Consider the following 25,407-nt stretch of genomic DNA (forward strand, 5'->3'; position numbering starts at 1 on the left):
GCCACTCCGTGCCGTCCGCCCGCCACTCCCGGGCGCTGTCCGGTCTGCCGACACCGCCTTTACATCGATGTACCGCACGACCAGCATGGAGCCATGAACGCGTACCCCGGCAACGACGCCGCACCCGCACTCCCCGTCGCGACCCGCCAGGACGGCGAGTACCCGCGGCCGCAGATGATGCGGTCCCACTGGGCGGACCTCGACGGCACCTGGTCGTTCCGGAACTCCGGCGACGACCCCGCGTGGCGGGCCGGCTTCCCGGACGCCCGGGACATCGTCGTCCCGTTCCCGCCGGAGTCCGTCGCGTCCGGGATCGACGAGCCGGGGTTCCACCCGGTGGTCTGGTACGCGCGGACGATCACCGCCGCCGACCTCGCGGCCGCCGGCCACGGCGCCGACGCCCCGCGCCTCCTCCTGCACTTCGGCGCCGTGGACCACCGCGCCCGGGTGTGGGTCGACGGCGCCTTCATCGGCGGGCACGAGGGCGGCCACACCCCCTTCACCCTCGACGTCACGGAGGCCCTGACCGGCGACGGCACGGGCACCGGCACCGGCACCGGCGCCGGGCACACGCTCGTCGTCCGCGCCGAGGACGACCCGCACGACCTCACCCAGCCCCGCGGCAAGCAGGACTGGCACGAGCAGCCGCACGACATCTGGTACCGCCGCACCACCGGGATCTGGCAGACCGTCTGGCTCGAGGCCGTGCCGACGACGTCCGTCCGGTCCCTGCGGTGGACGAACGTCGACCACGAGACGATGCGGCTCACCGTCCGGCTGGCCGGCCCGCACCCGGCCGGGACGCGGCTCCGGGTCGAGGCGCACTGGACGGAGCACGACGAGCACCTCGCCACGGTCGAGGTCGCCGTCCAGCCGACCGCGCACGAGGTCGACCTCGTCGTGCCGATCGCGCGGCAGGCGAACGGGCAGGCCGAGCAGGAGCTGCAGTGGAGCCCGGACGCACCGCACCTCGTCGACGCGGTGGTGTCGCTGGTGTCGGCCGACGGCGCGCCGCTCGACGCCGTGAGCTCGTACTTCGGCATCCGCACCACCGCGGTCGGCAGCGGCCGGTTCCTGCTCAACGACCGCAGCATCGACGTGCGCAGCGTGCTGAACCAGGGCTACTGGCCGGAGTCGCACCTGACAGCACCGACCCGGCAGGCCCTCCGCCGCGAGGTCGAGCTCATCAAGGAGCTCGGCTTCAACGCGGCGCGGAACCACCAGAAGATCGAGGACCCGCGCTTCCTGTACTGGGCGGATCGCCTCGGGCTCATGGTGTGGGGTGAGGCGCCCGGTGCCTACGCCTTCTCCCCGACGGCCGTGCAACGCCTCATGCGCGAGTGGATGGACGCCGTGGAGCGGGACGCCTCGCACCCCTCGGTCGTCACGTGGGTCCCGGCGAACGAGAGCTGGGGTGTGCAGCACATCGCCACGGACCCGGCGCAGCAGGCGTACGCCCGTGCCCTCGCGGACGTCACGCGGGCGCTCGACCCGACCCGACCGGTGATCTCGAACGACGGGTGGGAGCACCCCGACTCGGACATCCTGTCGGTGCACGACTACGAGGGCGACGGGGAGCGGCTCGCCCGCACGTACGCCGACGACACCGCGCGGGCCCGGCTGCTCGCCGGGATCGGTCCGGCGGACCGTCCGATCCTGGTCGGTGGGGCGGTGGACCGCGGCCAGCCGGTGATGCTGACCGAGTTCGGCGGCGTGAACCACCAGCCGGGCGCGCAGCGCGACGACGCCTGGGGGTACACGACCGCGGCCGACGGCGACGACTGGATCGCCAGGATCACCGCCCTCTACGACGCGGTGCGCGCGAGCTCGTTCCTCGCCGGCAGCTGCTGGACCCAACTCACCGACACGATGCAGGAGACGAACGGACTGCTCAACGCGGACCGGTCCCCGAAGGAGCCGATCGAGCGGATCCGCCGGGCCGTGCTCGGCCGCTGACCGCGGCTGTCCGCCGAACGGGAGGCGGAACCGACGGGTGGCGCAATGGCCGGGAGGCCCGGGACCAGTCGGTCACGGGCCTCCCGGCCGTCTGCCGGCACCGCGGCGCCGACGGACGCGCCTACCCCGCGAGGAAGCGGAGCACCGCCTCGTTCCACTCGTCGCGGTGCGACGCGAGCACGCCGTGCGGACCGCCCTCGATGACGTGCAGTTGCGCGTTCGGGATCGCCTCGGCGGTCCGCTTGCCGGACACCTCGAACGGCACGATGCCGTCGGCGTCGCCGTGGATGACGAGCGTCGGGACGTCGACCTTCGTCAGGTCGTCGCGGAAGTCCGTCGTCGCGAACGCCGCCGTGCAGTCGAGCGTGCCCTTCGGCGAGGCCAGCTCGGCGATCGCGAGGTCGTAGGCGCGCTGGTCCTCGCTCACGAGCGGCTTGTGGGTCAGCGAGACCTTGCCGCCCGCGGTGTAGAACATGTCGACGAACTCGTGCAGGAACGCCGGACGGTCGCCCGTGATGCCGTTCGCGAACCAGTCGGCGAGGTCCTGGTCGACGCCGCCCTCGGGGTTGTCGTCGGACTTCCACAGGTAGGGCGGGACGGCGCTGGCGAAGACGAGCTTCGCGACCTTGCCCGTGCCGTAGGTCGAGACGTAGCGGGCGAGCTCGCCGCCGCCCATCGAGAACCCGATGAGGGTCACGTCCGTCAGGCCGAGCTCGGTGATCAGCTTGTCGAGGTCCGCGGCGAACGTGTCGTAGTCGTAGCCGTTCCAGGGCTGCGAGGACTGCCCGAACCCGCGGCGGTCGTAGGCGATGACGCGGTGCCCGGCGGCGACGAGGGCCGGGACCTGGCCCTCCCACGAGCGGCCGGACAGCGGCCAGCCGTGGATGAGCACGACCGGGTTGCCCGTGCCGAAGTCGTCGTAGTGCAGGTCGATGTCGTGCCCGTTCTCGGCGCCGACGGTGATGAACGGCATGCTGCCTCCATGGTTGGTGGTTTCCAGGGAACGACGGCGATGCAACGCCCGGCCTCTGGACGCGACCTGGCCGGTGCGGCGAACGGACAGGGTGCGGTCTGCCAGGATCGGGCAGGTGACGGACCCCGCGGGAACGACCCGAGCCTCCCGGCGGGCCCGCCTGCGGCGGACGGTGACGGCCGTCCTGGAGGCACGCTCCAGCGGGTGGACCACGCCCCTCCTCCTGTGGCTGGCGTCGCGCGTCGTCAGCACGGTGCTCCTCGGCACCGTCTACTGGCTCGCGACGGCGAACGGGTGGCCCTTCGCGTCGTACCGGCGTGACCCGTCGTTCGCCACGTTCTCCGGCTCGTGGGACGCGTCCTTCTACCGGACCATCACCGAGCACGGGTACCCGCGCGAGCTGCCCACCGACGACGAGGGGCACGTCGTCCCGAACCCGTGGGCGTTCCTGCCGCTGTTCCCGGGCGTCGTCCGGGTCCTCATGGCACTGACGGGGTCGTCCTTCTGGACGGCGGGGCTCGTCGTCGCCACCCTGTGCGGTGCCGGGGCGTGCGTGGTCCTGTTCCGACTGGTCCTCGCGGTGGCGGACGCCCGCCGTGCGCGATGGGCGACCGCGTTCTTCGCCTTCGGAGCGACGGGCTTCCTGCTGCAGGTCTCGTACGCCGAGGGCATGTTCCTGCTCCTGCTGTTCGGCGGACTGCTCGCACTCGTGCGTCGGCGGTACCCGATCGTCGCGCTCCTGGGGGTGCTCGCGGCGTTCACCCGCCCGGGGGTGCTGGCGCTCGCGGTCGCCCTGGCCGTGCACCTCGTCGTGCGCTGGGTGGCGGCGCGGCGTGCTGCGGGCGGTCGACCCGGAGCGGAGGCGTTCCCGTGGCGGGAGCGCGCGGCGGTCGTCGTCGCCGGGCTCGTCGTGGCAGCGGCGGGGCTCGCCTGGCCGGTGGTCGCGACCGCGGTGACCGGGCGGCCGGACGCGTACCTCGACACGGAGCTGTCGTGGTGGGTGGGGTTCGTCGGTCGGCAGCACTTCGCTCCGCTGACGCCGTGGTTCCTCATGGCGGGGACGTGGCTCGGGCCGGCGGGCATCGTGCTCGTGGTGCTCGTGCTCGCAGGGGCGGCGTGGTTCCTCCGCCGACGGGACGTCCGTGCGCTCGGGCCCGAGGTCTCCGGCTTCGCGGTCGCCTACGTGGCGTACCTGGTGGCGGTGTTCCTGCCGCAGCAGAGCCTCCCCCGCCTGCTCATGCCGGTCGCGCCGCTGCTCGCCGCCGACACCTTCACCGCCACCCGGAGGCGGGCGACCGGGTGGCTCGTGGCCGGCGTCTGCCTGCAGGCGGTCGCAGTGGTGCTGCTCTGGTTCCTCGGCTTCCCGTGAGGCCGGGCTCGGCGCGGTCCGGCGTCAGGCGCCGCGCGCGGTCCCGGCCCCGCGGCCCGCGGCCGGGGTGCGGAGCGCGACCACGAAGCCGATGACGGCAGCGACCGCCACCGTCAGGGTGCACACCACGTTGAGGAGGAACGGCATGCCGTCCACGGTCTGGCTGCGGAACCCGAGGAACGCGTCGTACAGCAGGTGGACCAGCACCGCACCGAGGACCGACCCGGTGACCCGACGAGCCAGGTAGCAGGCCGAGCCGAGCAGGAACGTCGTCAGGACCTGGAACGCGGTGCCGTCGGCGTTGAGCGCGTGCGCGAGGGCGAACGCCGCGGTCGACACGAGCCACACCACCCACTCGGGTGCGAGCCGGCGGAACCCCACCACGAGGACCCCGCGGAACACGAGCTCCTCGACGAGGGCCACCGCGATCAGGCCGACGACGAGCGCGCCGAGGTAGCTGCCCGCGTCCGACCGCACGGGTGTCGTGAACGAGACCAGCGTGGCCACGGTGAAGACGACGAGTACGCCGATCCCCCACCACGACCGTGCGCGCGCCGGCTCGGCGAGGACGGACCGCCACCCGCCGAGCACGGACACCACCACGACGAGGACCACCAGCACGACGCCGTCGCCCAGGGCCTGGCGGAGCAGTGCGGCCGAGGAGCCGAGCGGGTTGCCGCCGGACCCGCCGAGCAACAGGCCGGCGACGAGCAGCAGGACCGGCAGGAGCACCGCCACCGCCGCGCTCACCGCGGCGGCGGCGACGTCCGACCGGATGCGGGCGGGGAAGACCGAGCCGGCGGTGCCGACGGTGTCACGGGGCGCAGGTGTGGGCATCGTGTTCCCTCTCGTCGCGGTACGAGGACACCGCGATGGTACCGAGGCGCCCGGTGCTACGCGTCGATCGTGTGGAACCAGGCGGTCCCGCCCGGGTGCTGCACGGTGATCATCTCGTCGAGGTCGCGGTACGGGCCGTCCTGGTTGTGGCTGGCCGACTTGATGCGGATCGTACCGTCGGCCTCGGTGAACACCTCGGACACGATGGTCGTGTGGTCCGGCGACCCGTTGCCGTTCCAGTCGAACATGACGATGTCGCCGACCCGGACGTGCTCGCGTTCGTCCGAGGTCCGGCGGGTGAGCCCGAACGCGGCCGCGTTCTGGTCGAGCCACGGGTCCATCGCCGGGCAGTAGGTCCACGTCGGGGAGTGCTCCGCGCCGCCGGCCCGGTTGTACCAGTCGGCGCGCTGCTCCCAGCCGCGGGCCTCGAGCGTCTGGTTGACGTAGTTCGCGCAGTCGCCGCCGATCGGGTTCATCGTCCCGTACTCCACGGTGTTGTAGTCCGCCCAGTGGCGCATCGCGTACTCGAGCTGCCGGTCGACCGGGGTCTGGGCAGCGTAGGAGACCGTCGTGGTGGCGACGGCGGTGCTCGCGTCCGGGGTCGGTGCAGCGGTGGGGGTCGGCGTGCTCGCAGCACCGTCCTGCGTGGCACCCACCTGGCCGTCGTTCGCCTGGCTGCCGTTGCCGTCCGAGGTCTGGTTCGCCGAGGGCACCGGTTCCACGGGCTCGGCGAAGAGCGCGACGTCGGCCGACCCGGCGGTGTACATCGCCTGGTGCGGCGCGGTGAAGGTGACCTTCCCGGCCCCGGCGACCACGTCCCGGGCAGCGACGCCGCCGACCGTGACGCCGGACACGGCGGACAGGCCCGTCCCGGTGACGGTCACGGTGACGCCGCCGGCGAGGGGCAGCTCGGCGGGCTCGATCCCGGTGGCGGACGGCCGCTCGGCAGCCGCTCCCCCGGTGGCGGACCCCGTCGCTCCGGATGATCCCGGCTCCGTGGAGGACCGCGCGCCCGGTTCGTCCGCGGAACAGGCCGCGGCGACGAGCCCGACCCCGGTGATGCCGGCGAGGGACAGGAGGGTGCGACGCGTGATCGGAGCAGTCATGACCCGACCAGGCTATGCGACGTGGTCCCCGGATCCCCCGACCGCACCGCCGGGAGCCCGCGCGGTGTCGGCGCCCCGTGCGGTGTCGGCGCCCCGTGCGACGTCAGGCAGCGGCGGCGCTGACGTTGACGAGCCAGGTGATCCCGAACCGGTCGGTGACCATGCCGAACTCGTCGCCCCACGGCGCCTGCGTGAGCGGTTCGAGGACCTTCCCCCCGACGGACAGTGCCGCGAAGTACCCGCGCAGGTCCTCGGCGTCGTCGGCGTCCCCGGAGACGGACAGGGAGATGTTGTTCGTCTCGGACCGCCCCATCGACAAGGGCGTGTCCGACGCCATGAGCACGTACCCCCGCGCCGTCTCGAGCTGCCCGTGCATGACCTTGTCGGCGTCGGCGGGGTCGCCGTCCGCGCCCATCTCGGCGAAGGTGCCGATCCGCAGGTCACCGCCGAACACCGACTGGTAGAACTCAAGCGCCTGTCGGGCGTCGTCGCGGAAACCGAGGTAGGGGTTGAGTCGTGAGGTCATGATGGGCTCCTTCGTCCGTCGCCTCATCGTGACAGCCGGCCTGGAGCCCTGCAAGACGCCGGGCCCGGACGACGCCGGGCCCGGCGGAGGACGGGCACCTGCCGCAGGAACGACGAAGGCCCGGGTCGTGGGACCCGGGCCTTCGTGCTGTGGTGGAGCTAAGGGGATTCGAACCCCTGACCTTCTCATTGCGAACGAGACGCGCTACCAACTGCGCCATAGCCCCAAGTGCTCGACAACGATAGCACCGGGGGGCAGTGATCCGGAAATCGGGGCGTGGCAGTCGGGCGTGCCGTCTGGTCAGACCGCCCGACGGCGACGCATGATCGCATCGAGGTCCGTCTGTCCGTAGGCGTCGTCACCGATCACGCCCATGCCGGCCCACCGGCTCGGCGCGGCGGGGGGCTCGGGGGCGGCGGGCGCGCTGGTGGCCGGAGCGACGACGTCGGTCGCGGTCGTCGGCTCCGTCGTGGCAGCGCGGAGACCGAGCCGCTCGGCGAGCCGCCCCTGGTCGTGCGAGGACAGGGCCGACGCGGCTTCCTCGACATCGGCGCGCATCCGCGACACACGCGCGAGCGACGGGTCCGCCTCTGCGGCCCGCACGGCGGCGGCTTCCGCGTCCGCTTCGGCCTTCGCCTGGGCCACGCGGTCGCGCAGCCGGGCGGCGAGTTCGGCAGACGACTCCGGCGAGGGCTGGGACCGCGTGGGCGTCTGCACGTAGAGCGGCTTCGGGATCGGGCCCGGCGTCCAGGTCCGGTCCGCGGGTGCGGCCGGCGACTGGTCGGTCGAGAGCGGCGGCGCCGGGTCGGTCCACGCGGTGGCCGGCCGGGAGGCCCGTGTCTGCTCCGTCGCACCGGCTGCGGCCCGTCGACGTCGGGCGGTCGCGACCTGGTGCAGCTGCGCGAGGACGGCCGCGGAACCACCGGCGGCGACGAGGCCGGCCACCGCGAGGAGCCAGGCGCCGGGGGCGACGACGAGGACGACCACCGCGAGCACGAGCCCGAGCGTGCCGAGCGTCGTGGCACCGAGGCGCGAGCGACGCATCCGCATCGCGGTCAGGGCGGGCACCGAGGAGACCTTCTCGAGCACGGGGGCCTGGGCGGCGAGACGACGGGTGATCTCCCGTTGGCGCGCTGCCTCGTGGGCGCGGACGATCGCGGCGCGCTTGGCCTCCTCCGACCGTGCGACGCGCTGCGCCTCGGCCAGGGACTTCGCGTTCAACTCGACGCGCACCTCGTCCGGCAGCTCGGCGGTCTGCGCGAGGATGCGGAGGGTCTGCTGCAGTCGGATCGCGTTCCGCTCGGTGGCGAGGTACTGCCGCCGGGCCGCCCACGCGGGCATCAGGTACACGACCCAGAGCACGGCCGCCACGAGCAGCACGACGCCGCCGCCCCAGGTCCCGATTCCCATGGGGCAACGGTAGGGGGCAGGTGCGCTGGGACGGCCCATTGCCGGGAGCGTGTCGAGCGAGTCGCGGCGGATCCGTCGGACGTGCTGCGGGCCTCCCGGCCGGTGCGCCCGCGGGCCGCGTCAGCCGCGCGGGGAGGTCGGCAGCGGCACCGCCGCCTCGTCCCAGGCCTCCTGCGGCACGCGGCCGGCGTCGTGCGGCACCTGCCCGCGGACCCAGCGGTCCAGGACGCCTTCGCGGATCTCCTCCGCGACCAGGCCGAAGCAGAAGTGGTCCCGCCAGTCGCCGTTGATGTGGATGTACCGGCGGCGGAGGCCCTCGTACCGGAACCCGAGCTTCTCGACGACCCGGAGGCTCGGGGCGTTCTCGGGCCGGATGCAGATCTCGAGCCGGTGGATGCCGACGGAGCGGAAGCAGTGGTCGGTCGCGAGCGCGACCGCGGTCGGCGTCACGTTGTGCCCGGCGGCGTCCTGCACCACCCAGTAGCCGATGGAGGCGCTCGCGAGCGACCCGTACGTGATGCCGGACACGTTGAGCTGGCCGACGAAGCGCCCGTCGAGTTCCATCGCGAACGGGAGGCCCAACCCGGCCCGGGCGTTCGCCTGCAGGGCTCGGATGCTCCCGCGGACGTCCGCGGACACGAGTCCGGAGGGGTTCGTCGCCTCCCACGTGCGCAGCCAGGAGCGGTTGCCGGCCAGCGCGAGGTCGAGCTCGCGGGAGTCGCGGACCCGGAGGGGGCGGATGGTGACCCGCCCGTGGGTGAGGGTCGGGATCGTCGTCATCGCTTCTGGTTCCTCCGGGGCCCCGCGCTCGGCGGGACGGGTGTCCCGCTCGGGTCCGGGATCACCGGACCCGAGCGGGATGGGTCGACTCATTCGCCCGCGTTGAACTCCTTGAGCCAGGACTTGAGGTCCGGGCCGAGGTCCTCGCGGTCCGAGGCGAGCTGCACGATCGCCTTGATGTAGTCGAGTTTGTCACCGGTGTCGTAGCGACGTCCACGGAACACGACGCCGTACACGCCTCCTGTCCATTCCTCCGCGCTGGCCATCTTCATGAGCGCGTCGGTGAGCTGGATCTCGCCGCCCTTGCCGGGCTCCTGCTTCTCGAGGACGTCGAAGACCTCGGGGCGGATGACGTAACGGCCGATGATGGCCAGGTTCGACGGAGCCTCGCCCTGCGCCGGCTTCTCGACCAGGCCGGTGATCTTCACGACGTCGTCGGTGTCGGTCTCCTCGACGGTCGCGATGCCGTAGAGGTGCGTCTGCGACGCCGGGACCTCGAGCAGGGCGACGACCGTGGCCTTCTTCTCGCCCTGGACCTCGATCATGCGCTTGAGCAGCGGGTCGCGGGCGTCGATGATGTCGTCGCCGAGGAGCACGGCGAACGGCTCGCGCCCGACGTGCATCTTCGCGCGGAGGACCGCGTGCCCGAGGCCGAGCGGGTCACCCTGTCGCACGTAGTGCATGTCGGCCAGGTCCGTCGACTGGTTGACCTTCTGCAGCTTCTCGTGGTCGCCCTTCTTCTTGAGGGTCTCCTCGAGCTCCGAGACGTGGTCGAAGTGGTTCTCGAGCGCGTTCTTGTTGCGCCCGGTGATCATCAGCACGTCGGTGAGGCCGGCGTCGACCGCCTCTTCCACGACGTACTGGATCGCCGGCTTGTCGACGACGGGGAGCATCTCCTTCGGCATCGCCTTGGTCGCGGGGAGGAAGCGCGTGCCCAGCCCTGCGGCGGGGATCACTGCCTTCGAAATCTGGAAGCCCATGGACCGACCGTATCTGAAAGCCTTTTCCGGGGCATGTCAACCGATAGGAGGACAGGAAGATCGGCGGGAAGCCGCATTCCCGGCGCTCGCTACACTCGTCGCCATGACCGCCGATCTCGGGAACGAGAAGCGTGCCCTCCGAGCCGACCTCCGGCAGCGGCGACGCAGCCGGACCTCGACCGTCCGCGACGCCGACTCCCTCGCCCTGACCGCCACGCTGCAGCGATTCGTCGAGGAACGGCAGGTCAGCTCGGTCGCCCTCTACCTGTCGGCACCCGACGAACCCGACGTGCGCCCCTTCCTGGCCTGGGCGTTCGAGCGGGGGATCCGCGTGCTCCTGCCGATCACCCGCGAGGACGGCCTGCTCGACTGGGCGGTCGGCGACGGCTCCTCGGAGCGGGAAGGCCCGTTCGGCATGCCAGAGGTCGTCGGCGAGGTGCTCTCCCCGCTCGCGATCAACGACGTCGACGTGATCATCACGCCGGCCGCCGCCGTGGGGCACGACGGCGTCCGGATGGGCTGGGGCCGCGGCTACTACGACAAGACCCTCGGGTCCATGGCGAACCGCCCGCCCGTCTATGCTGTGGTGTTCGACACGGAGTACCTCGACGAGGTCCCGCGCGAACCCCACGACGAACCCGTCGACGGCATCATCACGCCGTCGCGCATCATCACGTTCCGGAGCTGACGTGCCCACCTACTCGTACCGCTGCACCGAGTGCGGCAACGCGTTCGACATCAAGCAGGCCTTCTCCGACGCCACGCTCACCGAGTGCCCGGTCTGCGGCGGGGTCCTGCGGAAGGTGTTCTCGCCTGTCGGGGTGACCTTCAACGGCGGTGGCTTCTACCGGACGGACTCGCGCACGACGCCGTCGGGCGGCGGCTCGTCGTCGGGCTCCGGCTCGTCGTCCGGCTCGGGCTCGTCGTCCGGGTCCGGTTCGTCGTCCGGGTCCGGCGCCTCGTCGTCGTCGGGGTCCGGCTCGTCGTCCGGGTCTGGATCGTCGTCGGGGTCCGGCTCGTCGTCCTCGTCCTGACCCGGCCCGCGCCTCCTCGGTAGGTTGGAGCGGGCCACCGCGCGGTGGCCGTCCACGACAGAAGGGGGCTCGCGTGAAGGGCTTCAGGGAGTTCCTGCTCCGCGGGAACGTCATCGACCTCGCGGTGGCCGTCGTCATCGGCGCCGCGTTCACCGCCATCGTCACCGCGGTCGTCACGGCGTTGATCAACCCGCTCATCGGTGCGGTCTTCAACGCCTCCAGCCTGGACAAGGCCCTGATCGTGTCGTTCCCGACCGTGTCCGGCGGCCACACCGAGCTGCTGTTCGGCAAGGTGATCGGCGCGGTCCTCAACTTCGTGATCGTGGCCGCGGTCGTGTACTTCGCACTCGTCGTGCCGGTGAACCACCTCAAGAAGGTCGCGTTCGACCGGACGAAGCGCCACGAGGAGCAGCCGCCGGCGGACGTCCCACCGACGGACGTCGAGGTGCTCCTCGAGATCCGCGACCTGCTCCGCGCGCAGCAGCAGGGCGGCGACGCCGGTGCGGGCGGCCACGGGGCACACGTCGCTCCCGCGGACGCGCCAGAGGGCGCCGGCGTCGCCGGCACCACGAAGCTGTAGGCGATCGGGGGCGTCCGGGAGGTGCGCCGCCGGGCTGGTCTACGCCGGCGCGCGCTGCGCCCGGTGCTTCCGGGACATCTCGCCGGCGTACTGCATCCCGGCCAGGACGTGCCCGACCGTCCCGAGCCAGACGAACACGAGACCGACGTCCCGGACCCAGGAGTGGTCGGCGGCGACCGACGTCGACGAGAACAGCAGCACCGGGAGCCCGACGAACAGCAGCGCGGACCGGACCTTGCCCGTCCACGTCACGCGGAGGTCCGGGTTGCCGCGGAACCACGCGCTCGAGAGCGCCAGGAGGGCGAGGTCGACGGCCACCACGACGACGACCACGATCCACGGCAGCAGGCCGACCAGCACGAGCGACAGCACGATCGCGACGATCGCCAGCCGGTCCGCGATCGGGTCGAGCGCCTTCCCGAGCTGGGACTCCTGGTGCAGGCGTCGCGCCAGGAACCCGTCGGCCCAGTCGCTCACGCCGAGGACGACCAGGGAGGCCAGCGCCCATCCCGGGTGTCCGGCGACGACCAGGCCGACGTAGACCGGGATGAGGGCGAAGCGCACCAGCGTGATGAGGTTCGGCAGCGTCTGCCAGTCGGGCCGGGTCCGCCGGGAGGGCTCCGTCATCACACGCTTCCGTTCGAGGTGGGTCACTGCAAGGGTACCGGTCCGACCCGTGGACTCGTCGGTCACGCCCGACCGTCGGGACGCCGCACCCCCGTGCGCCGGACGGTCACTGCCAGTGCGGCGGTCGGTCGCGGAGGAGCCGGTCGTCGTTCTCGCCGGCCGCGTGCCGCGCCGGCTCGGGTGCCGGAGTCGGGTCGCTGCCGGGGACCGGGCGGGTCGTGACGCGCCTGCCGGAGCGGATCGCGCCTCCCGGCCTGGTCGACGACGGGACGACGTCCGGCGGCGTCACGGGACCGGTGGTCGGCGTCTCCGCGGCGGACCGCGCGGGGACGGGAGGCCCGTCACCAGCCGGCGACGCGCCTCCCGTCCGCACGGCGGTCGCGTCCGGTGCCCACGTCCCCGTCAGGTGGTCCGTGGTCGGGGTCACCGGGCCAGCCTGCCGCGAGGCGCGGCGGGGAACCCTGGCGGTCATCGGCGTGCGGGTACCGGCGGGATCGAGATCTCCTGGGTGGCACCGCGGTCGACCCCGAGCACCTGCGCGACCGTGTCCGCGACGCGGTCCGGGTCGGAGAACAGCTGGAACGCGTGCACGCGGACGTAGTGCCAGCCGAGACGGCGGAGCACTTCGGGACGGAGCCGCAGCGACTCGCGGAGCGATCCCTTCACGAGCGACGCGTCCGTCTCGATGGTGACGCAGACGCCGCCGTGCGCGGCGACCAGGCCGAGCTTGCCGCGGTGACCGAGGGCGACCGGGATGCCGCGCATCTCGAGGCGCCGCGCCAGGTCGACGAGCAGCGGGTCGGAGTCGTCCGGCACGTACTCGGCGGTGGTGCGGGCACGGACCTCGGCCAGGATCTCGGCGAGGGCGACGGTGCCGTGGCCCATCCGCTCGGCCTCGATGTCCGACGGCTGGAAGCAGGTGACGATGACCATGGAACGCCGGGCACGGGTCATCGCGACCGCGAGCAGGCGCTCCCCACCCGGCTTGCCGAGCGGACCGAAGTCGCGGAGGACCCGCCCGTGCGGCGTGCGTCCGTAGCCGATCGAGAACACGACGCGGTCGCGGCTCTGCGCCACGGACTGCTCGAGCGTGGCGACGATGAACGGCTCGGGACGGTCACCGATGACGAACTCGGTGAGGTCCTTGTGGCCCTGCGCCGCCGCGAGCACGGCCTGCTCGACGCGGACGGCGTGCTTCGCCGACGCGGTGATGACCATGAGCGACTCGGTCGGACGGGTGCGGGCGTGCTCGATGACGTGCCGGACCACCCGGTCGACCTCGGCGTCCACGCTCTCCACGGCACCGGACTCGGGGTCCGGCACGGCCTTGCCGTCGCTGACGTAGTCGAGCGCGATCGACCCGTGGCCGAGGAACGAACCGGCCCACGGCAGCGACTCGATCCGCCCGCCGTAGAAGCGGCGGTTGACGAGCTCCGCCAGGTCCTCGCCGCCGGCGCGGTACGAGCGCGTGAGCGAGAGGGTCGGCAGGAGCGTGGACAGCTTCGCGAGCGCGGAGTCGGCGTGCAGGGCGTCCAGCGTCTCCTCGTCCACCTGCAGCGCGCGGTGGTCGGGGTCGACGGCGATCCGGAACGGCGACGGCGTCTGCGTGACCGGGTCGCCGAACACGACGGTCTGCCGCGCACGACGGACCGCGCCGACGGTCTCGGCGATCGTCACGGCTCCGGCGTCGACCAGGATCACGGTGTCGAACGGCATCGTGTCGGCGATCTGCGGGACCTCGTACGGCGATGCGAGCCAGACCGGGGCGATGGCGCGGGACAGGTGCGGCGCGGAGTCGTGGAGCAGACGCGAGGTGATCGCGCCCTCCTTGAGCTGCGTCTTCAGTGCAGAGGACTCCTCCGGCCAGTCGACGAGTCCGACCTTCCAGTTCTCGGCGAGCTGCCACGCGAGGCCCTGGGAGACGCCGGCCGCGTGTGCGTCGTCGACGAGCCGGAAGTCGGCCTCGACCCGGTCGAGCATGTCGGTGTTCGCGCCGAGCAGGGCCCGGTCGGACTCGAGCATCGTCTCGAGCGCGGACTGCCACCACGCGAGTTCCAGCTCGGCGGGCACCTGCACGTCGGGCACGTGGCGGTTCGCCAGGTCGGTGAGGAGCGGCTCGAGCTGCAGGTCGCGGAGGGTCTGCATGAGCTCGGTGCGCTCCTGCAGGTTGTGCAGCACGTCGGACTCGGCGGCGAGTTCGGCGATCGTCGGGACGAGCTGGTCGATCGGCAGGTTCGCGAGCTGCTGGTCGCGGCTGGTGCGGCCGAGCGGCTCGTCCAGTCGGGCCAGGTCCTCGACGACGTTCGAGAACAGCACCTGGACGTCGGCGATGCCGGTCGGCACCTCGGGGTTCACGCCCGCGGCCACGTAGCGCTGCCAGAGGACCCGCTGCTGCTGGACGCGGGTGAGGGCCTCGTGCAGGTCGGACACGTGCACGCCGGGACGGACGTACTCGCGGGCGAGCTTCTTGAGCCGACGGCGGTTCGTGCTCGACATCGGCGCGCCCTCGCCCCGGGGAGCGGTCGCGGCGACGAGTTCGGACACCGAGCGGTCGAACACGACCGGCAGGAAGCGGTCCAGGGTGTCGCGGATCTCGGTGAGCAGGCGGAGGTAGATGCCGAGCTCGTTGATCGTCGTGAACTGCCGCATGTGCGTCGACGCGACGAGGTCGTGTGCCCGCTGCAGGAGGGTCGGCAGCGATGCGCCGTCGAGCTCCCGCGCGGTCGCGTGGGCGCGCTGGGCACCGTCGCTCGTGCTGAACTTCGCGCCGTACCAGGGCGAGTCGTCCGGGCCGTAGCGGAACTCGCCGAGGTTCGCGGCGCTGACCATCGTCTCGGCGACGCGGGCGCGACCGGTGACCATCGACACGACGGACTGCTTCGAGAGCCGTGCCGTCGTCGACGGGGCGACCGGCAGCAGGGACAGGCGGGAGAGCTCGACGAGGCAGTCGAGCACGCTGACGCCGAAGTCGGGATCGGTGCGGGTGAGGGCACCGCGGTAGTCGGTGAGGACCTTGCGGAGGCGCACCAGGGCGTCGTCGACCTCGCGGAGGTTCGGCCGGCTCGCCTTCTCGTTCCGGGCGATGGCACGGACGACGTCGCGGCGGAGGGTGCCCGGCGTGACGGCGACACCCGGCAGGTGCACCTCGCCGAAGCGGGCCGCGATGCCGCGGAGCGTGGCGCGCCGGGGGCTCACGACGAGGACGCGCTTGTTCGCCGCGACCAGACCGCCGAGGGCGTTCACGATCGTCTGCGTGCCGCCGGTGCCGGGCAGCGTCTTCACGACGATGGAGTTGCCGGCCGTGATCTGCGCGATCACGTTCTCCTGCTCGTCGTCGGCGTCGAGCAGCAGGGTGTCCGTCTCCGGGCTGCGCTCGTCCGACGGGGTCTGCTCGACCGGGTGGTAGGACTGCTCGACCTGCCACTTCGCGCTCGGGTTGCCGGCGAGGGCGTCGAGCACCGGGTGGGCGAGGTCCTCGGTGTCCTCGACGAGGCCGGTGGCGACCTCGGCGAACGTCGACACGACGAGCCGGGCGTGCACCGAGAAGCCGGGGATGTGTGCGGTCAGCCCGCGGAGCCGGTCGATCACCGGGTTCGGGGTGAAGGACCCGTCCTGCTGGGCGAGGGCGACGAACGACTGCGCGTCGAGGGTGATGCCGAACTGCTCGCGGAGCGCGTCGGCGAGACCGGGGTTCAGCACGGGTTCGCCGAGCAGTCGGACCTCGAAGTCGCGGCCGTGCCGACGGATCGCCAGCGGGCGGAGCAGGACCGGGCCGCGGTGGTGCTCGTCGCCGTGCTGCCAGTCGGCGATGCCGATGCCGAGCTTGACGGCGTCGATCCCGCGGACCGTGGCGAGCTCGGTGCCCTTCGCCTCGACGTGACCGGCGGCGACGCGGGCAGCGCGCAGGGCGACCTCGTCGCGGATCAGGCTGGACAGCAGCGTGGTCTTGCCGGTGATGAACTGTGCGAGGCCGCCCGGGTGCGTCGTGGAGAGCTCGATGCGCGCACGGGGGTGGTCGGCGAAGTGCACGAGCGGACTCGTCCCGCCGACACCGGCGAGCTGCTCACGCCAGGCGTCCCACGCGGGCTCGGCTGCGTTGCCCGCGGTCAGGCGCGGGTCACCGAGGCTGATCGCGTGTGGGCTCGTGACCTGGAGCTCGGGACGCAGCGGGGACTGCTCGTCGGGCAGGTCGGTGCCCTCGACGGGGGCGTCGTCGTTCACGTCGTCCTCATCGTCGGTCGCCCTGTCCACTCTCCACACCCGCCCACTGTAGGCGGAAGCGCCGGGGCACTCCGGCAATGACCGCGCTGTTTCGGCGTTTCACCCCGGCCGGTCACGCGGCGCGGTCCCGCTGTACGCGGCCACGGGCGTCCGGTCGCGGGTGCCGCGCCGGGGTCGGGAGCGCCCGGTGTGGTACCAACGGTGCATGGCCACCGACGACCGTCCTGCTCCGCCCACCCCTGCCGTCTCCCGGCGTCGATCGGTCCCCGCCGAGATCTCGCGCTCCTGGCTCCTCGTCGCCGGCACCGCGGCCGAGCGGTTCGACCGGGCCACCCGTTCCCGAGCCGACCAGGTGATCCTGGACATCGAGGACGCCGTCGACCCGGCCGCCAAGCCGTCCGCCCGCACCACCGTCGCCGCCTGGTTGGCCGGTGGCGGGGAGGCCTGGGTGCGGATCAACGACGTCACGACCGAGTTCTGGGCGGACGACGTCGAGGAGCTCCGCGGCCTGCCCGGGCTGCAGGGCGTGATGCTCGCGAAGACGGAGTCCCCCGCGCAGGTCACGGACACCTGGCACCGGCTCGGCGGGCAGACCCCCGTGATCGCCCTGGTCGAGTCGGCGCTCGGCATCGAGGAGTCCGTCGCGATCGCCCGCGCACAGGGCGCGTTCCGTCTGGCCTTCGGGAGTGGCGACTACCGCCGGGACACCGGCACGAGCGCGGACACCCTCGCGATGGCGTACCCGCGGTCACGGCTGGTGGTGGCGTCCCGGGTCGGTGACCTGCCCGGACCGATCGACGGCCCGACGGTCGGGTCCTCGCACCCGATCCTCCGCGAGCAGTCGCAGGTCGCGGTGTCGCTCGGCCTGACCGGCAAGCTCTGCCTCGACACCGAGCAACTCCCCGTCATCAACGAGGTCATCTCACCGACGCCGACCGACGTCGCATGGGCGCAGGACTTCCTCGACGACTTCGAGGCACGCGGGCGGGTCATCCGCGACGGGTCCGACCTGCCGCGACTCGGGCGGGCGCAGAAGATCCAGCGGCTCGCCCAGGCGTTCGGGGTGGAGCCGCGGTAGGAACGGTGCCATGACCTGGTCGAACGTCCCCGGATCCGGACCCCGGCAGCACCCGGACCCCCGGCAGCACAGCGAGGCCGAGCGCGTCGCGTGGGAGCAGGGCGCGTCGTCGCTGTTCCCCCCGGCGAAGATCGCGGACCGGGTGTCCACCGTGCTGCTCCTGGCGGCCGGTGCGGTCCTCACCACGATCGCCGCCGTCGCGGGCGTCGTCGCCGTCGCCTCCACGACGACGTCCTGCGGTGCCGCGGGTGACTGCTCCCCCGGCGGGGCCATCGCGGGCGCTGCGCTCGCCGTCGGCGGAGCGTTCGTCGTCGGGGTCGTCACGCTCGTGTTCGCGATCCGCGCGTGGATCCGGCGACGGACCTCGTGGTGGATCGCCGGGATCGGCTTCGTCCTGACCGTCGCCGTCGTCACGTCGGGGACGGTGCTCTTCGTGCGGACGCTCGACGAGCAGGGCGTCCGCTCGGGTCGCGGGTTCGACACCGCCCGGTTCCCCGTGCCCTGAGTCGGACCGCGTCGCACCGGCGGCTGGACGCCCGCTGACCGGTGCGGCGCATGCTGGGCCCATGAAGCAACGAGTCATCGGAGACACGTCCGTCAGCGCGATCGGACTCGGCGGCATGCCGATGTCCATCGAGGGGCGACCGGACGAAGCGCGCTCCGTCGCCACGATCCACGCCGCCCTCGAAGCCGGCGTCACCCTCATCGACACCGCCGACGCGTACCACCTGGCCGCGCATGACGAGGTGGGCCACAACGAAGAGCTCATCGCCCGGGCCGTGCGCGAGTACGGCGGGGACACGTCGGCGGTGTTCATCGCCACGAAGGGCGGGCACCTGCGGCCGGAGCCCGGGGCTTGGGCACAGAACGGCGACCCGGCGTACCTCAAGGAGGCCGCGAAGGCCTCCGCGAAGCGTCTCGGCGTCGAGGCGATCGGCCTGTACCAGTTCCACCGCCCGGACCCGGCGGTCCCCTACGCGGACTCGATCGGTGCGCTCGCCGAGCTGCTCGACGACGGTGTCATCCGGATGGCGGGCATCTCGAACGCCTCGGTCGACCAGATCCGGCAGGCGAACGAGGTCCTCGGTGGACGCCTCGCCTCGGTGCAGAACCGGTTCTCCCCCGTCTTCCGGTCCAGCGAGCCGGAACTCGAGCTCTGCGACGAGCTCGGCATCGCGTTCCTGCCGTGGAGCCCGCTCGGCGGCATCGCCGGCGCAGCCGATCTCGGCACCACCGCGGAGGACTTCGCCGTCCTCGCCCAGGAGCGGGACGTCACCCCGCAGGTCATCGCGCTCGCGTGGGAGCTCGCGAAGAGCGACGTCGTCATCCCGATCCCGGGAGCGTCCCGTCCGCAGTCGATCCTCGACTCCGTCACGGCGGCGACGGTGAAGCTCCGTCCCGAGGAGGTCGAGCGCCTCGACGCGTCGCGGCCGGAGCAGGCCGCGTAGGTCCACCGCGCGCCGCGGCGAGCCGACCGGATCGCGCACCACGGGCCTCCCGTCCGGATGACGGGAGGCCCGTGGTGCGTCCGTCAGCGGACGGCGCCGCTCAGGACGCGCAGGTCGAGTCGAAGTCGGTCCCGGCGGTCTGGACGGCCGTGGCCGAGTCCTGGAACGCACCGAGGTCGGCGGACTGCGGGTCGTTCGTGATCGCCTCGAGCCGCGTGACCATGTCGCCGTAGGCGCTCTGGAACGCCTCGGCCTTGCCCTTGACCTCGGAGTTCGTGACCGAGGCGACGCCCTCGTCGATGCTGGCGTCGAGTTCCTTGAGCTTCGCGACCGCGGCGTCGGGGTCGGACTGCAGCTTCGTGGCCTCGGACTGCAGCCCCTCGGCCGCGGATCGGACCTTGCTCTCGAACGCAGCGCACGCGTCGGCCTTGGACTGCGACCCCGACTGCTCCTCGGCGGCCTTCGCCGGCGCGCTCGAGGAACCGCTCGTGGCGCCCTGGCCCTGCGTCCCCTCGGCCGTGGTGCTGCCGCCCGACGAGCAACCGGCGAGCAGGACCGCGGCGAGCGCTGCGGTCGCGAGGACGGAGACGTGCTTCGTGGACATGGGTTCCCCCCTGGTTCGCGACGGGCCGCTGATCGCAGGCCCGTTCCGGCCCGACAGTACTGATCGGATGCTCAGGGAGTACGGGACGGCCGCGACGGTCCACGCCGAGCCGACCGGGGACGCGCGTACGGTCGAGGGATGCGTGCCATCACCATCTCCCAGCCCGGCGACGTCGACGTCATGTCCCTCGGCGAGCTCCCCGACCCGGTGCCCGGCGACGGCGAGGTCCTCGTCGAGGTCGCGGCGGCCGGCGTCAACAACGCGGACCTGCAGCAGCGCCAGGGGAACTACCCGCCGCCGCCCGGAGCGTCCGACGTGCTCGGGCTCGAGGTGTCCGGGACGATCCGTGCGCTCGGCGACGGCGTGACGGGCTGGTCCGTCGGAGACCGCGTGTGCGCGCTCCTCAGCGGCGGTGGGTACGCGTCGCTCGCCGTGGTGCCGGTGGCACAGCTCCTGCCGGTGCCGGACGGGCTGGACCTGGTGTCCGCCGCCGCGCTCCCCGAAGCGGCCTGCACGGTGTACTCGAACATCGGGATGCTCGCCGGACTCCGGCCGGGGCAGACCCTGCTCGTCCACGGTGGGACCGGGGGCATGGGGTCGCACGCCGTCCTCTGGGCGAAGGCCCTCGGAGCCCGGGTCATCGCGACGAGCGGCGGCGCCCGCAAGGTCGCGGCCTCCCGCGAGCTCGGCGCGGACCTGGTCGTCGACCACCGCGAGGAGGACTTCGTCGAGCGTGCCCTGGCCTTCACGGACGGTGTCGGCGTGGACGTCGTCCTCGACGTGGTCGGTCCCTCGTACCTGCACCGCAACCTCGAGGTCCTCGCATCGAACGGGCACCTCGCGATCATCGCCACCGGGTCCGGGCCGGACGCGACCCTGCCGATCGGGCAGCTCATGCGCAAGCGTGCCTCGGTCAGCGGGACGACCCTGCGGGCACGACCGGCTGCCGAGAAGGCCGAGATCGTCGCCGCCGTGCGCCGGGACGTCTGGCCGTTCGTCGAGGACGGTCGGGTGCGTCCGGTCGTCGACACCGTGCTGCCACTCGCCGACGCAGCCGAGGCGCACCGACGCCTGGCATCCGGCGACGTCGTCGGGAAGCTGCTGCTCGCCGTGTAGCGGGTACCGCGCGGCGGCCGCGCCGGCGTCAGGCGTGCACGCGCGCCAGGAACGCCCGGAGCGCCGGGTGCTGCGGAGTGTCGAGGACGGCCGCGGGAGCGCCCTGCTCGACGACCTCACCCTCGTGCAGGAAGACGATCCGGTCGGCGACGTTCCGGGCGAAGTGCATCTCGTGCGTCGTCATGAGGATCGTCGACCCCTGCTGCTTGAGCTCGGTCACGAGGTCGAGCACCTCGCCGACGAGCTGCGGGTCGAGTGCGCTCGTCACCTCGTCGAGCAGGAGCAGCTCCGGGTCCGACGCGACGGCCCGGACGATCGCGACGCGCTGCTGCTGGCCACCCGACAGACGGTCCGGGTACGAGCCGGCGAAGTCGCCGAGCCCGATCCGGTCGAGCAGGCGCCGAGCGGTCGCCTCGGCGTCCGACCGGGAGGCCCGGTGCACCTTGCGCGACGCGAGGGTCACGTTGTCGAGGACGCTCATGTGCGGGAACAGGTTGAACTGCTGGAAGACGACGCCGATCCGCGCGCGGGTGGCGTCGACGTCGACGCGGGGGTCCGAGACGTCCTCGCCCTGCAGGAGGACCTGCCCGTCGTCGATGCCCTCGAGCAGGTTCACGGTCTTGAGCAGCGTCGACTTGCCCGACCCGGAGGCTCCGATGACGCAGATGACCTCGTGTCGGTGCACGGTCAGGTCGATCCCGCGCAGGACGGGGCGGTCACCGAAGGACTTGCGCAACCCGCGCAGCTCGAGGACGGGAGCGGTCTGCTCGGTCACACCGTGCCTCCGATCTGTTCACGCTGCTGCTGCTTCCGGGCGATGGCGTCCGTGACCCGGATGAGCGGCAGGCTGATGAGGACGAAGAGCAGGCCGGCGACCAGGTACGGAGTGAAGTTCGTCTGCTCGGCCTGGGCGATCTGCGCGCTGCGGACGGCGTCGACCGCGCCGAGGATCGAGACGAGTCCGACGTCCTTCTGCATCGACACGAAGTCGTTCATGAGCGCCGGCGTGACCTTGCGGATCGCCTGCGGCAGCACGACGAGCCGCAGCGTCTGCGCGTGGGACAGGCCGAGCGACCGGGCGGCCAGGCGCTGGGACGGGTGCACCGCCTCCATGCCGGCGCGGAGCACCTCGGCGACGTACGACGAGTAGGTCAGCACGATCGCGATGGTGCCCCAGAACTCCGGCGCCAGGCGCGGGAAGACCCCGAGCCCGGGCAGGCCGAACCCGACCAGGTACAGCACGATGATGAGCGGCAGGCCGCGGAACAGGTCCGTGTACCCGGTCGCGAGCATCCGGAGCGGGAAGAACACCGGGCTCCGCAGGCCGCGGACGACCGCGATCAGGGTGCCGAGCACGGCGACGCCGACGCTCGCGAAGAACAGGATCCGGACGTTCAACCAGAGCCCGAGCAGGATGTCGGGCAGCGTCTCCCACGCCACCTGCGGGTCGAAGAACGACCGCTGCACGGCGGCCCACCCGGGGGTGTTGACGACGCCGATCCAGACGAGCGCGACGACCACGACCGTCGAGACGACGGACACCGCGACGGACCGACGGCCGCGCTGCTGTCGGTAGAGCTGCCGTTCGCGCTCGACCTGGCTGGGCGCCGGCACGCCGACGGGGGTGCCGACACCCGCGGGGCCACCCGCGCCTGCGGGCAGGGTCATGCCTGGGTCACCCCAGGACCGGGGTGTTCGTCTCGGACGACAGCCACTTCGTCTGCAGGTCCTCGAGCGTGCCGTCCTCGTCCAGGGACTCGAGCGCGTCGTCCACCTTGCTCGTCAGTTCCGAGTCCTTCGGCAGGACGATGCCGAACTGGTCGCCCTTCCCGTCCGCCGGGAACTGCGCCGAGACCGTGCCGTCGTCCACCTGCGAAGCGGCGATGAAGAACGCGGTCGGCAGGTCGGTGACGATCGCGTCGATCTGCCCGGACTGCAGGGCGAGGACGGCGTCGTCGTTCGAGTTGAACACCTGCGGCGTGACGCCGAGGACGTCCTTGACGCTCTGGATGCTCGTCGACCCCGCGGCGACACCGATCGGGTCCTGCTTGAGCGCGGCGACGGTGGTGTCACCGGCGGCGTCGGACTTCCCGGACGTCACGACCGCCTGCGTCGTCGTGTAGTACGGGGTCGACATGTCGACGGCCTTCTTGCGCTTGGCGTCGATGGAGAACTGCTGGAGGTTGAGGTCCCAGTCCTTCGCGCCCGGTGCGATCGCGCTGTCGAAGGTGCTGCGCTTCCAGACGACGTCGTCCTTGTCGTACCCCATCTCCTCGGCCACGGCGTAGGCGAGCGCGGCCTCGAAGCCCTTGCCGGATGCCGGGTCGTCGTCCTCGACCCACGGGGAGTACGCGGGCTGGCCGGTGGCGATGGTGAGCTTGCCGTCGGTGACGGTGCCCTCCGCGTTGTCGCTGCCGCCATCCGCGGAGCAGGCAGCGAGGGCGAACGCGGCGACGGCGGTGGTCGCGACGGCGATGGTCAGGCGGAGGGGACGGGTCACGGTCTGGCCTTCGTCAGGGGAACAGGGCAGGAACCGAGTCTACCGGGCCGTGGGATACCAGGGACCGGTCGACGCGGGTCCTGCCCTGCCGACGCTCGGCTGGCGTCAGCGACGCTGGTGCGCGTCGATCGCCGCGCCGGTGTACAGGATCGCCAGGAACAACGCCCCACTCGCCGCAAGCCCCGCGGCGAGACGACTGGACACCAGCGGAACGGTCATGACGGCGACACTGACCGCGACCAACCCCGCACTCACCGGGAGCGCGACCGGAAGCCGGAGCAGGAGGCCGACGAAGCCGCGCGTAGGGAGTCGTGCCACGGGCGGTTCCTTCCGGAGCGATCCCGGCCGGACGGCCAGTGACGTCACCCTAGGACCGCGTACTTCATGGGTCAAGTACGGTATGTCAGTCCGCCATCGTGAAGTCCTCGAACGAGAACCCGGGCGACACCAGGCAGCTGAGGAGCACCTCGCCGTCTCCCGGGATCGTCCGCTGCCACACGCCGCCGCGGACGAACGCCTGCGCGTCGTTCACGCGGTCACGACCGGCGTCCGGACCGAGGGTGATCCGTGCGCCGGGCTCCGGCTGGTCGCCCGACCCGCCGAGTTCGAGCTCGACCGTGTCCGGCCCGTGCCACATCCAGATCTCGTCGCTCGTCACGCGGTGCCAGGCGGAGGCTTCGCCCGGCGGCAGGAGGAAGTGGATGAGCGTGGCGGCCGGGCGTTCGCCGGCAGGCGTGGTCACGGTCGCGGGCGACGTCCACGTGCGGACGTACCAGCCGCCCTCGGGGTGCGGTTCCATGCCGAGGGCGGCGGCGCGCTGCGGGACGTCGAGCCACTCGACGACGTCGCCGGAGACGGTGCGTCGGGCGACCATGCCGGGGCGGGGTGCGGTGTCGGTCATCGGGTCTCCTTGACGGGGTCGGGGATCGTGGGGGCGGACGGGATCGAGGGGACGCGGGCGCTGTCGGCGGTCCGGACCTCCCCGCGGACCACGGTGGCGACGGCACGCCCGGCGCCGTCCTCGACGAGTTCGGCGAGCGCGTCCGGCACGGTCCGGGCGTCGACGTCGAACACCGCGAGGTCCGCACGGGCGCCGACCGCCAGGTGCCCGATCCGGTCCGGTCCGACCGCGAGTCCCATCGCGTGCGCGCCGCCGAGGGTGACCGCGGCGAGCAACCGCTCGTGCAGGTCCCGCCCGCGGTAGCCCTGGGCGCGGGCGATGCGGTACAGCGCGGTGACGTCGGCCATCGGGTCGAGGGACGGTGAGGACGACAGCGAGTCGGTGCCCACCGCGATCGGGCTCCCCTCGCGCAGGTAGTCGGCGACCGGCGGCGGGTCGAGCCCGATGACGGCGTTCGAGCGGGGGCAGAGTGCGACCGCGGTGCCCCGTGCCCGGAGCAGTGCCCGGTCGGCCGCGGTCATGTACACGCCGTGCGCGACGTGGCAGTCCGGTCCGAGGACGCCGAGGCGGTCCACGAACGAGGTCGCACTCGCGCCGAAGCCGAGCGCGCGCATCGCCCGGAAGGACGGCACGTTCGCCAGGTGCCAGTCCGTACCGTGGCCGACGCCGACGACGCCCTCGAGCCCGGGGACCGGTTCGATGGCGGTGCGCTCGCCCTCGAAGGCCGCTTCGCCGAGGTGCAGGTGGAGGCGGAGCCCGCGCTGTCGGACGATGTCGGGGAGTTCGAGCAGCGGCGCGACGTCGAGCGAGTACGGCGCGTGCGGGGAGAGTCCGGCGCCGGGGGTGGTCGGGATCCGCTCGAGTTCGGCGAGGACCTGGGCGCGCCCGTGCTCCTGCCAGGCGGCGTTCTCCCAGTCCATCACCTCCCAGTACGCGATGCCTCCGAGCCCGGCGTCCTCGAGCGCCGTCGCGGCCTCGATGTCGGTCACCACGTCGGCGATGCTCGTGACGCCGGCCGCGATCGACTGCGCCGCTCCGGTCGCGGCCTCGGCCCGCCAGTCGTGCGGCTGCGCGTAGACGTCGTTGAACGCGGCGGCCCAGTCCTCGAACCCGGCGTACTGCACGCGCCCAACACTGCCCATGCCGGTGTACTGCAGATGCGTGTGCGCGTTGACGAGCCCCGGCAGGAGGGCGCCGCGCCACCGCCGCTCGGTCACCGGCACCCCGTCGAGCTGGTCCACGACCCAGGAGCGCTCGCCGACGTGCAGGATCCGGCCGTCGCGCACCGCCACGGCACCGTCGGCGATCGGCGGCGCGGTCATCGGCACGACGATCCGCGCGGAGTGCACCGTCGTCGGCGT

26 protein-coding genes and 1 tRNA gene are annotated in these 25,407 nt (G+C 72.6%); 9 read left to right on the forward strand and 18 right to left on the reverse strand.

The genetic code is table 11. The annotated features are described in order from the left end of the window. The first annotated feature begins 93 nt into the window (after window positions 1-93). Window positions 94-1,956: a glycoside hydrolase family 2 protein gene (locus DEI91_RS12365; RefSeq protein ID WP_111052583.1), complete on the forward strand. Its 1,863-nt coding sequence runs from the start codon at window positions 94-96 to the stop codon at window positions 1,954-1,956. A gap of 121 nt (window positions 1,957-2,077) precedes the next feature. Here the strand turns inward: DEI91_RS12365 and DEI91_RS12370 are convergent, their stop codons facing one another. Then, the gene (locus tag DEI91_RS12370) at window positions 2,078-2,929 is read right to left on the reverse strand and encodes an alpha/beta fold hydrolase (protein ID WP_111052584.1); all 852 of its coding nucleotides are present in this window, start codon (window positions 2,927-2,929) and stop codon (window positions 2,078-2,080) included. Window positions 2,930-3,044: 115 nt separating this feature from the next. Here DEI91_RS12370 and DEI91_RS12375 point away from each other — a divergent pair, with 115 nt between their 5' ends. Continuing rightward, complete coding sequence (locus tag DEI91_RS12375; protein ID WP_258374418.1) at window positions 3,045-4,298, forward strand: hypothetical protein; 1,254 nt, start codon at window positions 3,045-3,047, stop codon at window positions 4,296-4,298. 24 nt (window positions 4,299-4,322) lie between these two features. On the opposite strand, the gene DEI91_RS12380 is transcribed toward DEI91_RS12375, so the two are convergent. The 7 genes from DEI91_RS12380 to galU all read right to left on the reverse strand — a co-directional run bounded on the left by DEI91_RS12380 (window position 4,323) and on the right by galU (window position 9,937). Beyond that, window positions 4,323-5,135, reverse strand: coding sequence for a CPBP family intramembrane glutamic endopeptidase (locus tag DEI91_RS12380; protein ID WP_111052585.1), 813 nt, complete (start codon window positions 5,133-5,135; stop codon window positions 4,323-4,325). A 56-nt stretch (window positions 5,136-5,191) separates the two neighbouring features. After that, the gene (locus DEI91_RS12385) at window positions 5,192-6,241 is read right to left on the reverse strand and encodes an amidase domain-containing protein (protein WP_111052586.1); all 1,050 of its coding nucleotides are present in this window, start codon (window positions 6,239-6,241) and stop codon (window positions 5,192-5,194) included. A 103-nt stretch (window positions 6,242-6,344) separates the two neighbouring features. Further along, complete coding sequence (locus DEI91_RS12390) at window positions 6,345-6,767, reverse strand: VOC family protein (protein WP_111052587.1); 423 nt, start codon at window positions 6,765-6,767, stop codon at window positions 6,345-6,347. A 150-nt stretch (window positions 6,768-6,917) separates the two neighbouring features. Further along, window positions 6,918-6,993 (reverse strand) — tRNA-Ala (locus DEI91_RS12395). A 74-nt stretch (window positions 6,994-7,067) separates the two neighbouring features. Further along, window positions 7,068-8,177, reverse strand: a complete 1,110-nt coding sequence (locus tag DEI91_RS12400) for a hypothetical protein (RefSeq protein WP_111052588.1) — start codon at window positions 8,175-8,177, stop codon at window positions 7,068-7,070. Window positions 8,178-8,297: 120 nt separating this feature from the next. Further along, window positions 8,298-8,957, reverse strand: a complete 660-nt coding sequence (locus DEI91_RS12405; protein WP_111052589.1) for a GNAT family N-acetyltransferase — start codon at window positions 8,955-8,957, stop codon at window positions 8,298-8,300. Between the two features lie 89 nt (window positions 8,958-9,046). Further along, window positions 9,047-9,937 (reverse strand): UTP--glucose-1-phosphate uridylyltransferase GalU, encoded by an 891-nt coding sequence (gene galU / locus DEI91_RS12410; protein WP_110890996.1) that lies wholly within the window; start codon window positions 9,935-9,937, stop codon window positions 9,047-9,049. 103 nt (window positions 9,938-10,040) lie between these two features. On the opposite strand from galU, the gene DEI91_RS12415 reads away from it, so the two are divergent. The 3 genes from DEI91_RS12415 (at window position 10,041) to mscL (ending at window position 11,551) form a co-directional block, all read left to right on the forward strand. After that, the gene (locus DEI91_RS12415; RefSeq protein ID WP_111052590.1) at window positions 10,041-10,625 is read left to right on the forward strand and encodes a 5-formyltetrahydrofolate cyclo-ligase; all 585 of its coding nucleotides are present in this window, start codon (window positions 10,041-10,043) and stop codon (window positions 10,623-10,625) included. Between the two features lies 1 nt (window position 10,626). Continuing rightward, window positions 10,627-10,971, forward strand: coding sequence for an FmdB family zinc ribbon protein (locus tag DEI91_RS12420; protein WP_111052591.1), 345 nt, complete (start codon window positions 10,627-10,629; stop codon window positions 10,969-10,971). 73 nt (window positions 10,972-11,044) lie between these two features. Further along, the gene (gene mscL, locus DEI91_RS12425; RefSeq protein ID WP_111052592.1) at window positions 11,045-11,551 is read left to right on the forward strand and encodes a large conductance mechanosensitive channel protein MscL; all 507 of its coding nucleotides are present in this window, start codon (window positions 11,045-11,047) and stop codon (window positions 11,549-11,551) included. Window positions 11,552-11,590: 39 nt separating this feature from the next. On the opposite strand, the gene DEI91_RS12430 is transcribed toward mscL, so the two are convergent. The 3 genes from DEI91_RS12430 to DEI91_RS12440 all read right to left on the reverse strand — a co-directional run bounded on the left by DEI91_RS12430 (window position 11,591) and on the right by DEI91_RS12440 (window position 16,399). Beyond that, complete coding sequence (locus DEI91_RS12430; RefSeq protein WP_146244289.1) at window positions 11,591-12,178, reverse strand: CDP-alcohol phosphatidyltransferase family protein; 588 nt, start codon at window positions 12,176-12,178, stop codon at window positions 11,591-11,593. A gap of 106 nt (window positions 12,179-12,284) precedes the next feature. Then, on the reverse strand, window positions 12,285-12,605 hold the full coding sequence (locus DEI91_RS12435; RefSeq protein ID WP_111052594.1) for a hypothetical protein: 321 nt from the start codon (window positions 12,603-12,605) through the stop codon (window positions 12,285-12,287). A gap of 41 nt (window positions 12,606-12,646) precedes the next feature. Continuing rightward, the gene (locus tag DEI91_RS12440) at window positions 12,647-16,399 is read right to left on the reverse strand and encodes an AAA family ATPase (RefSeq protein ID WP_375537689.1); all 3,753 of its coding nucleotides are present in this window, start codon (window positions 16,397-16,399) and stop codon (window positions 12,647-12,649) included. A 205-nt stretch (window positions 16,400-16,604) separates the two neighbouring features. Here DEI91_RS12440 and DEI91_RS12445 point away from each other — a divergent pair, with 205 nt between their 5' ends. The 3 genes from DEI91_RS12445 to DEI91_RS12455 all read left to right on the forward strand — a co-directional run bounded on the left by DEI91_RS12445 (window position 16,605) and on the right by DEI91_RS12455 (window position 18,925). Then, window positions 16,605-17,477, forward strand: coding sequence for a CoA ester lyase (locus DEI91_RS12445; protein WP_111052596.1), 873 nt, complete (start codon window positions 16,605-16,607; stop codon window positions 17,475-17,477). A gap of 10 nt (window positions 17,478-17,487) precedes the next feature. Beyond that, entirely contained in the window at window positions 17,488-17,982 is a 495-nt protein-coding gene (locus DEI91_RS12450; protein WP_111052597.1) for a DUF6264 family protein, read from the forward strand. Between the two features lie 61 nt (window positions 17,983-18,043). Beyond that, window positions 18,044-18,925, forward strand: coding sequence for an aldo/keto reductase (locus DEI91_RS12455; RefSeq protein ID WP_111052598.1), 882 nt, complete (start codon window positions 18,044-18,046; stop codon window positions 18,923-18,925). A 100-nt stretch (window positions 18,926-19,025) separates the two neighbouring features. Here DEI91_RS12455 and DEI91_RS12460 read toward each other — a convergent pair whose 3' ends face one another. Further along, window positions 19,026-19,529, reverse strand: coding sequence for a hypothetical protein (locus DEI91_RS12460; RefSeq protein WP_111052599.1), 504 nt, complete (start codon window positions 19,527-19,529; stop codon window positions 19,026-19,028). A 138-nt stretch (window positions 19,530-19,667) separates the two neighbouring features. Between DEI91_RS12460 and DEI91_RS12465 the strand changes: the two genes are divergently transcribed. Beyond that, window positions 19,668-20,645, forward strand: a complete 978-nt coding sequence (locus DEI91_RS12465; protein ID WP_111052600.1) for an NAD(P)H-quinone oxidoreductase — start codon at window positions 19,668-19,670, stop codon at window positions 20,643-20,645. Window positions 20,646-20,673: 28 nt separating this feature from the next. Here DEI91_RS12465 and DEI91_RS12470 read toward each other — a convergent pair whose 3' ends face one another. The 6 genes from DEI91_RS12470 to DEI91_RS12495 all read right to left on the reverse strand — a co-directional run bounded on the left by DEI91_RS12470 (window position 20,674) and on the right by DEI91_RS12495 (window position 25,368). Then, the gene (locus tag DEI91_RS12470; protein WP_111052601.1) at window positions 20,674-21,420 is read right to left on the reverse strand and encodes an amino acid ABC transporter ATP-binding protein; all 747 of its coding nucleotides are present in this window, start codon (window positions 21,418-21,420) and stop codon (window positions 20,674-20,676) included. Further along, window positions 21,417-22,313 carry an amino acid ABC transporter permease gene (locus DEI91_RS12475; RefSeq protein WP_111052602.1) on the reverse strand — a complete coding sequence of 299 codons (897 nt, stop codon included), beginning with the start codon at window positions 22,311-22,313 and terminating at the stop codon, window positions 21,417-21,419. Before DEI91_RS12475 ends, DEI91_RS12470 begins: the two co-directional genes overlap by 4 nt. A 7-nt stretch (window positions 22,314-22,320) precedes the next feature. Further along, window positions 22,321-23,145 (reverse strand): ABC transporter substrate-binding protein, encoded by an 825-nt coding sequence (locus tag DEI91_RS12480; RefSeq protein ID WP_111052603.1) that lies wholly within the window; start codon window positions 23,143-23,145, stop codon window positions 22,321-22,323. A 105-nt stretch (window positions 23,146-23,250) separates the two neighbouring features. Next, complete coding sequence (locus DEI91_RS12485; RefSeq protein WP_111052604.1) at window positions 23,251-23,463, reverse strand: hypothetical protein; 213 nt, start codon at window positions 23,461-23,463, stop codon at window positions 23,251-23,253. 85 nt (window positions 23,464-23,548) lie between these two features. After that, window positions 23,549-24,046 (reverse strand): cupin domain-containing protein, encoded by a 498-nt coding sequence (locus tag DEI91_RS12490; RefSeq protein WP_258374419.1) that lies wholly within the window; start codon window positions 24,044-24,046, stop codon window positions 23,549-23,551. Continuing rightward, on the reverse strand, window positions 24,043-25,368 hold the full coding sequence (locus tag DEI91_RS12495) for an amidohydrolase family protein (protein ID WP_111052644.1): 1,326 nt from the start codon (window positions 25,366-25,368) through the stop codon (window positions 24,043-24,045). Before DEI91_RS12495 ends, DEI91_RS12490 begins: the two co-directional genes overlap by 4 nt. Window positions 25,369-25,407: the final 39 nt, after the last annotated feature.

The sequence above is a fragment of the Curtobacterium sp. MCBD17_032 genome (assembly GCF_003234855.1).
Lineage (GTDB): Bacteria > Actinomycetota > Actinomycetes > Actinomycetales > Microbacteriaceae > Curtobacterium.